This is a genomic window from Streptomyces sp. NPDC006512 (genome assembly GCF_040611935.1).
Classification (GTDB): Bacteria; Actinomycetota; Actinomycetes; order Streptomycetales; family Streptomycetaceae; genus Streptomyces.
The window spans coordinates 74934-89646 of record NZ_JBEXPG010000025.1 but is presented as its reverse complement, the minus strand read 5'-3'; the positions used below and the strand labels follow the sequence as shown (position 1 = coordinate 89646).

11 protein-coding genes are annotated in these 14713 nt (G+C 71.7%); 3 read left to right on the top strand and 8 right to left on the bottom strand.

Annotated elements, in window-relative coordinates:
• Positions 1 to 261: 261 nt before the first annotated feature.
• The 6 genes from ABZZ17_RS19170 to ABZZ17_RS19145 form a co-directional block, all read right to left on the bottom strand.
• Positions 262 to 930 carry a YdcF family protein gene (locus ABZZ17_RS19170; RefSeq protein WP_356877474.1) on the bottom strand — a complete coding sequence of 223 codons (669 nt, stop codon included), beginning with the start codon at positions 928 to 930 and terminating at the stop codon, positions 262 to 264.
• 484 nt (positions 931 to 1414) lie between these two features.
• Complete coding sequence (locus ABZZ17_RS19165) at positions 1415 to 2431, bottom strand: LacI family DNA-binding transcriptional regulator (protein ID WP_356877473.1); 1017 nt, start codon at positions 2429 to 2431, stop codon at positions 1415 to 1417.
• Positions 2419 to 4008: a glycoside hydrolase family 13 protein gene (locus tag ABZZ17_RS19160; protein WP_356877472.1), complete on the bottom strand. Its 1590-nt coding sequence runs from the start codon at positions 4006 to 4008 to the stop codon at positions 2419 to 2421. The genes ABZZ17_RS19165 and ABZZ17_RS19160 overlap by 13 nt, the downstream gene beginning before the upstream one ends.
• A 49-nt stretch (positions 4009 to 4057) precedes the next feature.
• Complete coding sequence (locus ABZZ17_RS19155) at positions 4058 to 5008, bottom strand: carbohydrate ABC transporter permease (RefSeq protein WP_356877471.1); 951 nt, start codon at positions 5006 to 5008, stop codon at positions 4058 to 4060.
• Between the two features lie 2 nt (positions 5009 to 5010).
• On the bottom strand, positions 5011 to 6054 hold the full coding sequence (locus tag ABZZ17_RS19150) for a sugar ABC transporter permease (RefSeq protein WP_356877470.1): 1044 nt from the start codon (positions 6052 to 6054) through the stop codon (positions 5011 to 5013).
• A 6-nt stretch (positions 6055 to 6060) separates the two neighbouring features.
• Positions 6061 to 7335: an extracellular solute-binding protein gene (locus tag ABZZ17_RS19145; protein ID WP_356877469.1), complete on the bottom strand. Its 1275-nt coding sequence runs from the start codon at positions 7333 to 7335 to the stop codon at positions 6061 to 6063.
• Positions 7336 to 7557: 222 nt separating this feature from the next.
• Here ABZZ17_RS19145 and ABZZ17_RS19140 point away from each other — a divergent pair, with 222 nt between their 5' ends.
• The 3 genes from ABZZ17_RS19140 (at position 7558) to ABZZ17_RS19130 (ending at position 11426) form a co-directional block, all read left to right on the top strand.
• On the top strand, positions 7558 to 9354 hold the full coding sequence (locus ABZZ17_RS19140; RefSeq protein ID WP_356877468.1) for a glycoside hydrolase family 13 protein: 1797 nt from the start codon (positions 7558 to 7560) through the stop codon (positions 9352 to 9354).
• 26 nt (positions 9355 to 9380) lie between these two features.
• Entirely contained in the window at positions 9381 to 10424 is a 1044-nt protein-coding gene (locus ABZZ17_RS19135) for a LacI family DNA-binding transcriptional regulator (RefSeq protein ID WP_356877467.1), read from the top strand.
• Positions 10425 to 10541: 117 nt separating this feature from the next.
• A complete protein-coding gene (locus tag ABZZ17_RS19130) occupies positions 10542 to 11426 on the top strand; it encodes a phosphatase PAP2 family protein (protein ID WP_356877466.1) in 885 nt (294 codons plus the stop codon).
• A 62-nt stretch (positions 11427 to 11488) separates the two neighbouring features.
• On the opposite strand, the gene ABZZ17_RS19125 is transcribed toward ABZZ17_RS19130, so the two are convergent.
• Positions 11489 to 13078, bottom strand: a complete 1590-nt coding sequence (locus ABZZ17_RS19125; protein WP_356877465.1) for an amidohydrolase — start codon at positions 13076 to 13078, stop codon at positions 11489 to 11491.
• Positions 13000 to 14592: an APC family permease gene (locus ABZZ17_RS19120; RefSeq protein ID WP_356877464.1), complete on the bottom strand. Its 1593-nt coding sequence runs from the start codon at positions 14590 to 14592 to the stop codon at positions 13000 to 13002. Before ABZZ17_RS19120 ends, ABZZ17_RS19125 begins: the two co-directional genes overlap by 79 nt.
• Between the last annotated feature and the right edge of the window lie 121 nt (positions 14593 to 14713).

Below are 14713 nucleotides of genomic sequence, written 5' to 3'. Positions count from 1 at the left end.
CGCGGCCCCTTCCGGGACCAGACCGCCGCCTACCCACCCGAAATGACGACCACGACGACCTGCGGAGCAGTCAGGCGCGTCAGATCGCTACGCGCTCCTCTCGGCTCAGCGTCCGACGACCGGCTGGGGCTGATCATCGGGTTACTCGCCCATAACGCGATGCGGTCGGCTCGGTGTACGAGCAGTTCGAGGACCCGAAGCCCGGGTACGTCGCCGACTGGCCCGCATTGCCCACCTGGCAACGGGAAACCGATGCCGACGTCAGGGGGCGATGAGGCGACTCGTGAAGCCGTCACGGACGAGGGATTCGTAAGCGTCCCGCACGTCCTCCGGAACGTCCTGGCCGATGGCGAACCCCAGCTTCGGGTACTCGATCACCCGCTGGAGATCGCCGACGAGCATGTCCAGGACGAGCTTCTCGTCACCGATGCTCTTGAGGTAGTCATCCAGCTCAAGCGGTTCGGACGCACAGAGAATCTCGACTTCGGGCCACAGCTTGCGGGCGGTGGCGAAGGACCGTCGCTCCATGTAGGGCTTGGAAACGAGCAGCACGGTCTTCGGCGTGAGGCCGTGCGCGGCCAGGAGTTCGCGGGAGAAAGTGATGTTCTGGCCGGTGTTGGCGGCTTCGGGTTCGACCAGGATGGCGTCGTCCGGAACACCAAGTTCGAGGGCGTGCTCACGGAAGTGGACTGCCTCGCCCCGAGGAAACCGAGACCGGGTCGTGGCGCTGTTCCCGCCCGTGAACACGAGTACAGGAAACAAACCGGTCCGATAGAGACCAGCGGCAGTCGCGGCAACTCCGAGGTCGTGACTGCCCAGTCCGATCGCGACGTCCACGGGAGCCGTTTCGTGGCCCATCTGGTGGTAGTCCCAGATCAGCTCGGCCCGCCGCCACTGGTCCTCGCTGATCGCCTGCCGCATGTCCGTCACGCCGCCTTCTCCCTGTCCGTGCCGCATCCCGGCCGGGAATTCACCACCGTGGTCGCCAACGTAGAACCCGCCCCTGACCAGCCCCAGATGACTCGCGGACGCCAAGCCGAGAGGAGCGCGTGGCGATCCGACGCGCCTGATGGCGCCCCAGGTTGATGTGGTCGTCATTTCGGGTGGGTAGCCGTTGGCTCGGTCCCGGGAGGGGCTGTGAGGGGGCCGTGTGCCCGGTCGGCCGGCCCCCGGCCCCTCGCCTCATCGCTGACGGGGCCGCTCCTGTTTGTCCGTCCCCGTGACCGTTCTTTTGGGGGGTTCCCGGCTGTCTTCGGCTTTCCGGGGTGGGGCGGTCGGTCAAGGGTGGCCGAAGGCCATCGCGTAGCGACGCGACCGCAGGGAGCGCCCTTGAGGGACCGGTCCACCCCGGAGAGACGATGAGACTGACGGGAAACCACCAAACCCTCCCTGACGCGGACCGGCCAGGACCCCGCTACTCCCCCGGCCCCGGCCCCGTCGAGCCCCTGACCACCAGCTCCGGTTGGAAGACGTACTCCGTGCGCTGGACCGGGGTGCCCGCCACCGCTTCGAGGAGGGCGCCGACCGCGGCCGTGGCCATGGCGCGGACCGGCTGGCGGACCGTCGTCAGGGGCGGGTCGGTGAAGGCGATGAGCGGGGAGTCGTCGAAGCCGACCACCGACACGTCCTCCGGCACCCGCAGCCCCCGCTCGCGGGCCGCCCGTACGACGCCGAGTGCCATCGGGTCGCTGCCGCACACGATGCCGGTGCAGCCCCGGTCCAGGAGGGCGCCGCCGGCCGCGTGGCCCCCTTCCACCGTGAACAGGGTGCGCTGGATCAGCCCTTCCTCCTCGGCGGAGGGCACCGCCGCGAGGAACCCCTGCTCCTTGCGGGCCGAGGGCACGTACCGGGTGGGCCCGATGGCCAGGCCGATGCGCCGGTGCCCGAGTTCCTCCAGGTGCCGGACGGCCATGTCCGCGGCCGCCCGGTCGTCCGGGGAGACGAAGGGGGCGCTGATGCGTTCGTTGAACCCGTTGATGAGGACGAACGGCACTCCGCGCGCCGCCAGCCGCTGGTAGCGCGCCGGGTCGGCGTGGCCGTCGGCGTGCAGGCCGGACAGGAAGACGATCCCGGTGACGCCGCGCTCCTCCAGCTGCTCCACCAGCTCGTCCTCGGTGGCCCCTCCCGGTGTCTGCGTGCACAGCACGGGCGTGTACCCGTGACCGGCCAGGGCCTGCTCGATGACCTGGGCGAACGCCGGGAAGATGGGGTTGGTGAGCTCGGGGATGAGCAGCCCGACCAGGCCGTTGCTGCGCCGCTTGAGCCGTACGGGCCGCTCGTAGCCGAGCAGGTCGAGCGCGGCCAGCACCTTGTGACGGGTGCCGGCGGCCACGCCCGACTTGCCGTTGAGCACGCGGCTGACGGTCGCCTCGCTGACCTGGGCCTGCGCGGCGATGTCCGTCAGCCGCAGCGGGGAAGTCACCCCCGCCACCACACGGTGCTGTCGGCGGGAAGGACACCGGCCGCGTCGAGCTCCGCGCTGGACAGCAGCACTTCGCCGGGCGCCGCGAACGCGACGGGTTCGCCGGTGGTGTTGACCGTGCAGACGAAACCGCCGCGGCGGAACGCGAGGACCCCGGCAGGCGCGGGCAGCCATGCGACGGCGTCGCCGGCGCCGAGGTCGGCGTGCTCGCGCCGGATCCGCAGGGCGGCCCGGTACAGCTCCAGGGTGGAGGCGGGGTCACCGGTCTGCGCCTCGACGCTCAGGCCGGCCCATTCGGCGGGCTGGGGCAGCCAGCTGCCGCCGTCGCCGAAGCCGTACGGGGCCTGGTCGCCGGACCACGGGAGGGGGACGCGGCAGCCGTCGCGGAGGCCGTCCTGGCCGTTCTCCTTGAAGAAGGAGGGGTCCTGGCGGACCTCGTCGGGCAGGTCGGTGACCTCGGGCAGGCCGAGTTCCTCGCCCTGGTAGACGTACGCCGATCCGGGGAGGGCCAGCATGAGGAGCGCGGCGGCGCGGGCCCGGTCCAGGCTGCCGAAGCGGGTGCGGTGGCGTACGACGTCGTGGTTGGACAGCACCCAGGTGGTGGGGGCGCCGACGGGCCGCATCGAGTCGAGGGAGTCGTCGATGGCGCCGCGCAGGGCCTCGGCGTCCCAGCCGGTGCTGAGGTAGTGGAAGTTGAAGGCCTGGTGGAGCTCGTCGGGGCGCAGGTAGAGGGCGGTGCGGTCGGCGCTGGGGGTCCAGGCCTCGGCGACGCCGATGCGGTCGCCCGCGTACTCGTCGAGGACGGTGCGCCAGGAGCGGTAGATCTCGTGGACGCCGTCCTGGTCGAAGAAGGGCAGGACCTGGTTGCCGAGGAGCTTGAGCTGTTCGTCGCGGCCGAGGTCGGGCAGGCCGGGGGCCTTGACGAGGCCGTGGGCGACGTCGATGCGGAAGCCGTCGGCGCCGAGGTCGAGCCAGAACCGCAGGATGGAGCGGAACTCGTCCTGGACGGCGGGGTGTTCCCAGTTGAAGTCGGGCTGCTCGGGGGCGAAGAGGTGCAGGTACCACTCGCCGTCGGCGACGCGGGTCCAGGCGGGGCCGCCGAAGATGGACTCCCAGTCGTTGGGGGGCTCCGCGCCGTCGGCTCCCCGGCCCGGCCGGAAGTGGAAGCGTTCGCGCAGCGGGGTGCCGGGGCCTTCCCGCAGTGCCTGCTTGAACCATTCGTGCTGGTCGGAGCAGTGGTTGGGGACGAGGTCGACGATGATGCGCAGCCCCAGGGCGTGGGCTTCGCGTATGACGGCGTCGGCGTCGTGCAGGGTGCCGAACATGGGGTCGATGGCCCGGTAGTCGGCGACGTCGTAGCCGGCGTCGGCCTGCGGCGAGGCGTAGAAGGGGCTCAGCCACACGGCGTCGACGCCGAGCTCCTTGAGGTAGGGCAGTCGGGTGCGGATGCCTTCGAGGTCCCCCATGCCGTCCCCGTTGGAGTCGGCGAAGCTGCGCGGATAGACCTGGTAGATCACCGCTTCTCTCCACCAACCGGGCTGGGTGCCGGTCGGGGCGGGAAGTGCGTCGGCGAGGTGCTGGGTCATGTCGTCCTTGGAGAGGTCTGGCCGGGTGGTACGGGGCGGGCGCGGGTGGTCAGCCCTTGGTGGCGCCTGCCGTCATCCCGGCGACGAGGTGACGCTGGGCGAAGAGGAAGAAGACGGCCGCGGGGATGGCGATGAGGACGGAGGCCGCGCTCATGGCTCCCCAGTTGGAGGTGTACTGGGTGACGAAGGTCTGGAGTCCGCCGGCCAGGGTGAGGTTCTCGTCGCCGACCATGAAGGCGGAGGCGTAGGCGACTTCGCCCCAGGCGGTGATGAAGGCGTAGAAGCCGGTGACGGCGAGGCCGGGCTTGGCGAGCGGGAGGATCAGCCGCCAGAAGGTGCCGAAGGGGTTGAGTCCGTCGACGCGTCCGGATTCGTCGATCTCGACGGGGATGGTGTCGAAGAAGCCCTTCATCATCCACGCGCAGAACGGCACGGCGATGGTGAGGTACGTGATGATCAGGCCGAGCGGCTGGTTGAGCAGCCCGAGCTCTCCCATCAGGTTGTAGAGCGGGACGATGAGGATGGCCATGGGGAACATCTGCGTGATGAGCAGGGTCCACATGAGGGGCTTCATGCCGGGGAACTTGAAGCGGCTGACGGCGTATCCGGTGGTGGCGGCGATGAACACGCCGAGGACCGTGGTGACGCCGGCGACGAGGACGGAGTTCGCGAACCAGCTGAGGAAGTGGGTGTCGTCCAGCAGGTGGCTGTAGTTCGCGAGCGTCGGTTCCTTGACGAAGTCGGTGGTGATGGCGTGCTGCGCGGGCTTGAGCGAGGTCAGCAGGATCCAGAGCACCGGGAAGACGGCGATCACGGACGCGACGACGAGCGTGGCGTGCAGGCCGAAGGAGGCGAGCGGGGAGCGGCTGCCCCGGGGGCGGACGGGGTTCGCCGCGGCCGGACGGCTCGCGGTCGCCCCGGTGGCCCCGGTCGTCCCGTCGGCCGTACCGGCCCCGTTGGCCCCGTTGGCCCCGTTGGCGGCAGTGGTCTCGGTGGTCATGGTCACCACACCTCTCCCTGCTTGCGCAGCGACCGCCGGTAGACCAGCGCGAAGATCATGAGCAGCGCGAGGATGAGGACGCCCCACGTCGCGGAGCCGGCGAAGTCGCGCGGGCTGGCGATGAAGGCCTCGCGGAAGGCCTGGGTCACGAGGATCTCGGTGGAGTCCCCGGGTCCGCCGCGGGTGAGCAGGAAGATCACCGGGAACATGTTGAAGGTCCAGATGGTGGAGAGCAGGATGACGGTCATGCTCACCGCGCGCAGGCCGGGCAGGGTGATGTGGCGGAACCTCTGCCAGGGGCCGGCGCCGTCCATCTCGGCGGCCTCGTAGAGCTCGCCGGGGATGGACTGGAGGCCGCCGAGGAGGGCGACCATCATGAAGGGGACGCCGAGCCAGACGTTGACGGCGATGACGGAGAACTTGGCCCAGGTGGGGTCGTCGAGCCACGGGATCGCGGCGATGCCGCCGCCGTCGAGGACCTTGTTGAGGATGCCGTTGTCGCGGTTGAAGAGGAACCGCCAGGCGAAGACGGAGACGAAGCCGGGGACGGCCCAGGGGAGGATGAGCGCCATCCGGTAGGCGGCGCGGCCCCGGAACTGCCGGTTGAGCATGTTGGCCAGGGCGAGGCCGAGGGCGAAGGTGATGGACACGCACGCGACGGTCCACACCACCGTCCACACCAGCCGCTGCAGGAACACCGGGTCGCCGAGCACGGCCGCGTAGTTGTCGAGGCCGACGAACTCGTAGGTGGCCTCGATGTGGCGGGCGCCGATGGTCCGGGCGACGTTGCGCTCGTTGGCGTCGGTCAGCGACAGGTAGACGCCGCGCACGAGCGGCCAGCCGATGATCACGCCGAGGACGAGCACGACCGGGGCGATCATGGCCCAGGCGTACCAGTGCGTGGCGAGGGCGCGCTTGATCCCGCCGCGCCCGCCGCCGCGGGTGCTGTCGCTGTCAGTCCTGCGGCTCCGGCCGCGGGCGGGGTCGGTGGTGCCGACTTCCCCGCCCGCGGCCTTCGCCACCGACTGGCTGGTGTGAGCAGCCATGGTTCGTTACTTCCAGCCCTTGAGGATCTTGCGGAACTCGGCGCCGGCGGCCTTGGCGGCCTCCTCCGGGGTGGAGGTGCCGGTGACGGCCTTGGTGTACTCGACCTTCAGCGGCTCGAAGAGGGAGCCGTTCTCCGGGATCCAGGCGCGCTCGACGGCCTTGTCGACGGCCGGCTTGAAGAACTGGACCATCTCGCTGCTCTTGACGTCCGGCTGCTCGTAGGCGGCGGTACGGGTGGGCAGCAGGCTCAGGTCCTTGGCGGACTGGACCTGCACCTCCTGGGAGGTGAGGTACTCGACGAAGGCGTGCGCGGCGGCGCGGTTCTTGGAGCCGGCGTACACGGCGAGGTCGTGGCCGCCCTGGGGAGCGCCCGCCTTGGCGGAGCCGGCCGGGACGGCGGCGACGCCGAGGTTGGCCTTGTCCTTGAACTGCTCGCCGGCGTAGCTGTCGGCGACGGCCCAGGGGCCGTTGATCATCATGGCGGCCTCGCCGGACTTGAAGGCCGTCTGCATGTTGGTCCAGCCGTCGGTCGCGTTGGTGACCGCGGCGCCCGAGGAGACGAGGTCGCGGGCGGCCTTGAAGGCCTTGACGCCCGCGGCGTTGTCGACGGTGACCGTCTTGTTCTTGGCGTCGACGAGGTCGCCGCCCTCGCCGTAGATGAAGGGGAGGAACCAGTACGAGTCGTCGCCGCGCAGGTAGAGGCCGGTCTTGCCGCTCTTCGCCTTGATGGCGGCGGCGGCCGTCTTCAGCTCCTCCAGCGTGGTGGGGGGCTGGACCCCGGCGTCCGCGAGCATCTTCTTGTTGTAGAAGAGGCCGAGGGTGTCGATGACCTGCGGGACCGCGTAGGTCTTGCCCTCGAACTTGCCGCTGGCCGCGGCCTGCGGCAGGAACTCGGCGTCGATCTTCTTGGCCGTCTCGGCGGGGACCTCGTCGAGGTAGCCGAGGGAGGCGAAGTCGGCGACCCAGCCGACGTCGGCGCGGATCACGTCAGGGGCCTCGGCGCCGGTGTTGAAGGCGTTCTTGACCTTGTTCTGCGCGTCGCCGTACGGGACGTTGACGTACTTGACCGTGACCTTCGGGTGCTTGGCGGTGAACGCCTCGGCGATCTTCTGGAAGCTCGCCTTCTCGGCCTCGTTCGAGGTGTCCCACCAGGTGACCGTGCCGCTCAGTTCGCCGCCGGTCTTGACGTCACCGCCGTCGTCCTTGGTGTCACCGCCGCAAGCCGTCGCCGCGAGCGCCAGGGCCGCGACCAGCGCGGTGGCCGCTATGCCACGCCGCATATGAACTCCTTCGATGATCCCGGCCGCGTCCCTGCGGTCCCGAGTTGCCAGGAACGTAACAAGACTGAAAGCCGTCCGAAAGAGCTTGCGGCAATTTTCTGCAAGACGTGCTGATCGTTACATGCGTGTGTCCGTACGGTTGCCGCAGCTTGCTGTTAGTTCGAGGCACCTTCGAGTGACCGGGCCCGCAACCATGGGGTGTGTACCCGCGTTGACCCCGATATGACCCACGAGTTGACGGCCTCCGGGCTTGCAAGCGCTTCCAGCAAAACGTCCGCGAGCGGCGGCTGGTGGCGCGATGCCGTCATCTACCAGGTCTACGTGCGCTCCTTCGCGGACAGCGACGGGGACGGCGTCGGCGACCTGCGCGGGGTCCGCGAGCGGCTCCCGCACCTGGCCCGGCTCGGCGTCGACGCCGTGTGGCTGACCCCCTTCTACGTCTCGCCCCAGGCGGACGGCGGCTACGACGTCGCCGACTACCGCGCCGTCGACCCCCTCTTCGGGGACCTCTCCGACGCCGACGACCTGGTCCGCGCCGCGCACGCGCTCGGCCTGCGGGTCATCGTCGACGTGGTCCCGAACCACACCTCCGAGCGGCACCCCTGGTTCCAGGAGGCCCTCGCCGGGCAGCCGGGCGCCCGCGAGCGGTACCTGTTCCGCCCGGGGCGCGGCGCGGACGGCTCCGAGCCGCCGAACGACTGGGAGTCGGTGTTCGGCGGTCCGGCCTGGACCCGGGTGCCGGACGGGGACTGGTACCTGCACCTCTTCGCCCCGGAGCAGCCCGACCTCGACTGGGAGCATCCGGAGGTCGCCGCCGAGTTCGCGTCCGTCCTGCGGTTCTGGCTGGACCTGGGGGTGGACGGCTTCCGCGTCGACGTGGCCCACGGCATGGTGAAGGCGCCCGGGCTGCCCGACATCGGCCGCGGCGCCCAGGCCACGCTGATCGGCACCGAGCCGCTCCCCTTCTTCGACCAGGACGGGGTCCACGAGATCCACCGCTCCTGGCGGCGGCTCCTGGACTCCTACGGGGGGCAGCGGATCGGGGTCGCCGAGGCCTGGGCGCCGACCTCGGACCGGCTGGCGCTGTACGTCCGCCCCGACGAGCTGCACCAGGCGTTCAACTTCCGGTTCCTGAACTGTCCGTGGGACCCGGCCGCGATGCGGACGGTCATCGACGAGTCCCTGGCGGCGACCGCGTCGGTGGGGGCGCCGACCACGTGGGTGCTGTCGAACCACGACGTGGTGCGGCACGTGACGCGGTACGGGGGCGGGGCGCGGGGGCTGGCCCGGGCGCGGGCGGCGGCGCTGCTGATGCTGGCCCTGCCGGGTTCGGCGTACGTGTACCAAGGCGAGGAGCTGGGTCTGCCGGAGGTGACCGACCTGCCCGAGGAGGCCCGCCGGGACCCGGCGTTCCGGCGGGGCCGGCGCCGGCCGGAGGCAGCCGGGGCGGCGGGCGCCGGAGCCGGGGCGGCGGGCGCCGCCGGGGTGACGGGTCCGGCAGGGGGCGCCGTACCCGCCGAGGCCCCGGTCCCCGGCGATGCCGCCGGGGCCGCCGAGGCCGCCGGGCAGGACGGGCTCCGTGACGGCTGCCGGATCCCGCTGCCCTGGTCCGGCGAGGAGCCGCCGTACGGCTTCGGCGGCGGCGGAACCTGGCTGCCGCAGCCCGCGGGCTGGGGCCCCCTGAGCGTCGCCGCGCAGACCGGGGATCCGCATTCCACCCTGGAGCTGTACCGGGCGGCGCTGGAACTGCGGCGGGCCATTCCGGGGCTGGGCGCGCCGGAAGCGGGCCGGCCGGCTCCGGAGTGCGGGGCCGCGGCCCCGTCGGGGATGGAGTGGCTGCCGGCGCCTGAGGGGGTGCTCCTGTTCTCCCGTCCCGGCTTCGCCTGCACCGTCAACACCCGGCCGGAGTCGGTGGAGCTGCCCTGCCCGGGGCGGCCCGTGCTGTCCAGTGCGCCGGTGGAGACGGACGGGCGTACGGTCCGGCTGCCCGCCGATTCCTGCACGTGGTGGGCAATCTGAACGTGCGCCCGGTACAGTCCAATCCCGTGACCGCACGGCTAGCCGACATCGCAGCCCAGGCGGGGGTCAGCGAAGCCACAGTCAGCCGCGTGCTCAACGGCAAGCCCGGTGTGGCCGCAGGCACCCGCGAGTCCGTGCTGGCCGCGCTCGACGTGCTCGGCTACGAGCGGCCCGTACGGCTGCGGCAGCGCAGTGCGGGGCTCGTCGGCCTGATAACTCCCGAACTGGACAACCCGATCTTCCCGGCGCTCGCGCAGGTCATCGGGCAGGCGCTGACCCGGCAGGGGTACACCCCGGTGCTGGCGACGCAGACGCCGGGCGGGTCCACCGAGGACGAGCTGACCGAGATGCTGGTCGACCGGGGCGTCTCCGGGATCATCTTCGTCTCGGGGCTGCACGCCGACACCACCGCCGACATGGGCCGCTACGACCAACTCCGCGGCCAGGGCGTCCCGTACGTCCTGATCAACGGCTTCTCCGACAAGGTGCGGGCGCCCTTCGTGTCCCCCGACGACCGGGCCGCGATGCAGCTCGCGGTGACCCACCTGACGGCGCTCGGGCACACCCGCATCGGGCTCGCGGTCGGGCCGAAGCGGTTCGTGCCGGTGCTCCGCAAGATCGAGGGCTTCCGGCTGGGGATGAAGGAGCGGCTCGGGCTCGACGAGGCCGGGACGGAGGAGCTGATCCAGCACTCCCTCTACACCCTGGAGGGCGGTCAGGCCGCGGCGGCCGCGCTGATCTCCCGGGGCTGCACCGCCGTGGTGTGCGCGAGCGACATGATGGCGCTGGGCGCGATCCGGGCAGCCCGGCAGCAGGGGCTGCGCGTCCCGCACGACGTGTCGGTCGTGGGCTTCGACGACTCCCCCCTCATAGCGTTCACCGATCCGCCGCTGACGACGATCCGCCAGCCCGTGCAGGCCATGGGGCAGGCGGCGGTGCGGACCCTGCTGGAGGAGATCGGCGGTACGCCGGCCCCGCACAGCGAGTTCGTGTTCCTGCCCGAGCTGGTGGTCCGCGGCTCGACGGCCTCGGGGCCGGGGCAGCGCCGCGGCGGCCGGGCGGCCCCCTGACAGCGGGGCCGGACCGTCGTACGGACCCGGGGGTAGTCCGCAGGGCGGACGGGGGGCACCCAAGACCGTCCGGAGGGATGATCGGAGGCGAGATCCCATCTGGCAGACTCTCTCCCCATGGGTGAAGCGAGCGTGAAGACACTGGAAACCCGGACGGACCTCTCGTCACCCCACGTGACCGAGCACGAGGCCCGTCCGGCGTCGGAACGCACCTTCCTGACGCGGCTCCGCGCACCCCGGCGGCCCCGGATCTGGTTCGAGATCCTGCTGATCGCCGTCAGCTACTGGACGTACTCGCTGATCCGCAACGCCGTGCCCGAGCAGAAGGCGGCCGCGCTCGCGAACGCCGACTGGATCTGGGGCGTGGAGCGGGACCTCGGCATCGCCGTGGAGCAGTCCGTCAACCACGCCGTGAACTCGGTGACGTGGCTGATCGTCGGCATGAACTACTACTACGCCACCCTCCACTTCGTGGTGACGATCGGCGTACTGGTGTGGATCTACCGTTTTCACCCGGGGCGTTACGCCGCGACCCGCCTCATCCTGTTCGCCACCACGGGCGTCGCCCTGGTCGGCTACTACCTGTACCCGCTCGCGCCGCCCCGGCTGATGAACGGGCAGGACTTCATCGACACGGTGATCGTGCACCACACCTGGGGCTCCATGGCCTCCGGGAACCTGAAGAACATGTCGAACCAGTACGCGGCGATGCCGTCCATGCACATAGGGTGGTCGCTCTGGTGCGGGCTGACGATCTTCGCGGTCGCCTCGGCGCCGTGGGCGCGGATCCTGGGCCTGCTCTACCCGACGGCGACGCTGGTCGTCATCGTGGCCACCGCGAACCACTTCTGGCTGGACGCGGTCGGCGGGATGATGTGCCTGGCCTTCGGGTACGCCGTCTCGCGGGCCTGGTACGGATCGCTGCCGCACCGGCTTCCGCGTCACCCCCTGCACACCGGCCCGCATCCCGCCGCGGCGCTGCTGGACCGCTTCCGGCGGTAGCCCCTCCCCTTCTTCCGGAGGCCGTCTCTTCCGGATGCTGTGTCTCCTAGAGGCCGTGTCTTCTAGAGGCCGTCCGCGCGGTGGGTGATCCGGCCGCCGGACATGGTGAGGCCGACCGGCGCCTCGGCGAGTTCGTCGGGAGCCGCCGTCACCGGGTCGAGGGCCAGGGCCGTCAGGTCCGCCCGCAGGCCCACCGCGATCCGCCCGGCCACCCGCTGCTCCCCCGCCGCGAGCGCCGCGTGCGAGGTCATCCCCTCCAGTGCCATCAGCCCGGTCAGGTACCGGCCCGCCGCGGCCGCGCCGCGCGGGCGCAGCGCCGTGGCGAGGACCTGGCGGGCGTCGTGGTGGGCGATGGGCCAGTCAGAGCCGAGGGCCAGGACGGCGCCCGCGTCCCGCAGGTCGCGGCACCGCCAGGCCCGGGCGGCGCGCTCGTCGCCGAGCCGCTTGGACCACTCGTCGGTGTGGTCGGCGCGGGTGTACGCGGTGTGCGGGGGCTGCATGGAGGCGATGACCCCGAGCTCCGCGAACCGCTTCAGCTGGCCGTCGGGGACGGTTTCGATGTGCTCGATCCGGTGCCGCATCGCGGCGTGCGCGCCCAGTGAGGCGACGGTGTCGAGGACGTGGCGGACGGCCGCGTCGCCGATGGCATGGGTGGCGGTGCGGACCCCGGCGGCGTCGAGGATCCGTACGGCCCGGGCGTACTCCTGGAGGTCGGGCCAGAACGCGTCGGTGCCCTGGCCGTGGCAGTCGGCGTGCTCCAGCCAGGCCGTGCCGCCCTCGACGGTGCCGTCCATGAAGAACTTGACGCCGCCGACCTGCCAGTGGCGGCCGCCGGTCAGCTGGAGCTCGATCAGTTCGGCCAGGTCCTCGTCGCCCGCGCCCGGCATGCACCAGGGGGCCAGGCGCAGCCGGAGCGGCAGGTCTCCCTCGTACTCGACGGTGGACAGGAGGGCGGGTACGTCGCCGTCGCCGAGGTCCATGACGTGGGCGCCGGTGAGGCCCGTGGCGGCCATCTCGCCGAGCAGGGTGAGGAGGCGGGCGCGGCGGGCGGCCGGGGTGGGCTTGGGGGCGAGGGCTCCGACGAGGGCCATCGCGGCGTGTTCGACGAGGTGTCCGGTGGGGCGGCCGTCCTCGTCGCAGACGATCTCGGAGCGCTGGGCGAAGGTACGGGGTCCGGTGATGCCCGCCGCGGCGAGGGCCGGGCCGGTGGCGAGGGCGGAGTGGCCGTCGTAGAGGCGCAGGAAGGCGGGGGCGCCGTCGAGGGTCTCCTCGATCAGGGTCCGGTCGACGGGGCGGCCGCCGAAGGCGTTGTGGTCGAGGCCGTACCCGAGGACCCAGCCGCCGGGGCCGCGGTCCGCGGTGCGCAGGGCGGCGCGCAGCTGGTCGAGGTCGCGCACGGCGGAGAGGTCGGTTCCGGTGGCCATCTCGACGCCCCAGACGGGGTGGCTGTGGGCGTCGGTGAGGCCGGGGGTGAGGGTGGCGCCGGCGAGGTCGAGGACCTGGGTGCCGGGTCCGCGCCAGTCGCGTACGTCGCTCTCGTGGCCGACGGCGACGATGTGTCCGTCGCGGACGGCTACCGCGCCGGCCTCGGGGCGGGCGGGGTCGAGGGTGCGGACGCGGGCTCCGGTGAGGACGGTGTCGGCAGCGGGCACGGCTGTGCTCCTTCGAGGGGTTCGAGAGGGGGGTGTGCGGTGGGGGCGTCTTCGGCGGACGGGTCTTCGGCGAAGCGTGCGTACACCTCGGGGCGGCGGGTCTTGAGCCGCTGGGCGAGGGCGAGGCCGGTGAGGAACACGGCGGGGACGAGGGACACGAGGACGGTGTTGACGGTGGTGGAGGCCAGGGTGAACAGGCCGACCTTGGAGACGACCAGGAAGATCGCGACGGCCAGCAGGACGGCCGCGGTGACGGGGGCCACCAGGGTGCGCCAGGGCCCTTCGTCGTGGGCGGTGCGCCGGAAGTAGACGGGTACGGCGATGGCGGCGAGCAGCATCAGGGCCATGAGGCCGATCATGCCGGGGGTGTTCACCCAGAGCAGGAGCTGTTGGTACGGGTCGGCGTCGGCGAGGGCGAAACCGAGGACGATCACGGCGCCGAGGGCGGTCTGGGCGGCTCCGGCCAGGTACGGGGAGCCGTGGCGGGGGTGGACGCGGCCGAGGGCGGCGGGCAGGACCCCCTCTTCGGAGAGGGCGAGGACGTAGCGGTTGATGGCGTTGTGGAAGGCGAGGAGGGAGGCGATGACGCTGGTGACGATGAAGACGTGCATGAGGTCCGCCGCCCAGGGGCCCACGTAGGTGGTGATGGCGGCGAAGAAGAGGCCGCCGGGGTCTTCGGCGGCGGCCGCGAGGACCTCTTCGGCGCCGAAGGCCTGGATGACGGTCCAGACGACGAAGGCGTAGAAGAGGCCGAGGAAGGCGACGGCGATGTAGGTGGCGCGGGGGATGGTGCGGTCGGGGTCGCGGGCCTCGCGGCGGTAGATGACGGTGGACTCGAAGCCGGTGAAGGCGGCGAACGCGAAGGCCAGGACGGCGGCGGTGCCGGGGACGAGGACGGCGCCGGGGGCGAAGGAGCCGGCGGAGAGGCCGTGGGCGCCGCCCTCGGCGAGCACTCCGGCGGCGAGGAGGACGAGGATCCCGGTCTCGGCGACGAGGAGGATTCCGAGGAGCTTCGCGCCGAAGTCGATGGAGCGGAAGCCTCCGTACCAGACGAGCAGGAGCCCGGCGAGGGAGACGGGCAGCCAGGGGACGTCGAGGCCGGCGAGGGCCTGTCCGGTGTCGGCGGTGGTGGTGCCGAGGAGGCCGTAGACGCCGATCTCCATGCCGTTGTAGCCGATGAGGGCGAGCAGGGCGGCGCCGATGCCGACGCGCTTGCCGAGGCCGCGGCTGATGTACGCGTAGAAGGCGCCGCCGCTGCGGACGTGGCGGCTCATGGTGGTGAAGCCGACGGCGAAGACGGCGAGGGTGAGGCCGGCGAGGAGGTAGCCGGCGGGGGCGCCGACGCCGCCGAGGAGGATCGCGACAGGGGCGACGCCGGCCATGACGGTGAGGGGGGCGGCGGCGGAGACGACGAAGAAGGTGATGTCGGCGGCGCCGAGGGCGCCCTGGTGGAGGGCGGTCGTGGGGGTCGCGCCGGCTGGGGGTCTGTGTGCGGGCTCTGGCGTTTCGGGCATGCGGGGGCACCCTTCTGCGAACGGCAGGCGGCGGGGATCCGAAAACCTAAAGGCTTTCGGTTTGCGGCAATGTAGCCTCCGGTTTTGGCGTACGGGAAGACCTTGACGAGGGAGAACAGCC

What these genes read in the sequence shown, in the direction of transcription:
- ABZZ17_RS19150 (WP_356877470.1), bottom strand. Translation starts at nt 6,054, where the DNA reads ATGGCTGCTCACACCAGCCAGTCGGTGGCGAAGGCCGCGGGCGGGGAA.
- ABZZ17_RS19155 (WP_356877471.1), bottom strand. Translation starts at nt 5,008, where the DNA reads ATGACCACCGAGACCACTGCCGCCAACGGGGCCAACGGGGCCAACGGG.
- ABZZ17_RS19130 (WP_356877466.1), top strand. Translation starts at nt 10,542, where the DNA reads ATGGGTGAAGCGAGCGTGAAGACACTGGAAACCCGGACGGACCTCTCG.
- ABZZ17_RS19145 (WP_356877469.1), bottom strand. Translation starts at nt 7,335, where the DNA reads ATGCGGCGTGGCATAGCGGCCACCGCGCTGGTCGCGGCCCTGGCGCTC.
- ABZZ17_RS19140 (WP_356877468.1), top strand. Translation starts at nt 7,558, where the DNA reads ATGACCCACGAGTTGACGGCCTCCGGGCTTGCAAGCGCTTCCAGCAAA.
- ABZZ17_RS19160 (WP_356877472.1), bottom strand. Translation starts at nt 4,008, where the DNA reads ATGACCCAGCACCTCGCCGACGCACTTCCCGCCCCGACCGGCACCCAG.
- ABZZ17_RS19120 (WP_356877464.1), bottom strand. Translation starts at nt 14,592, where the DNA reads ATGCCCGAAACGCCAGAGCCCGCACACAGACCCCCAGCCGGCGCGACC.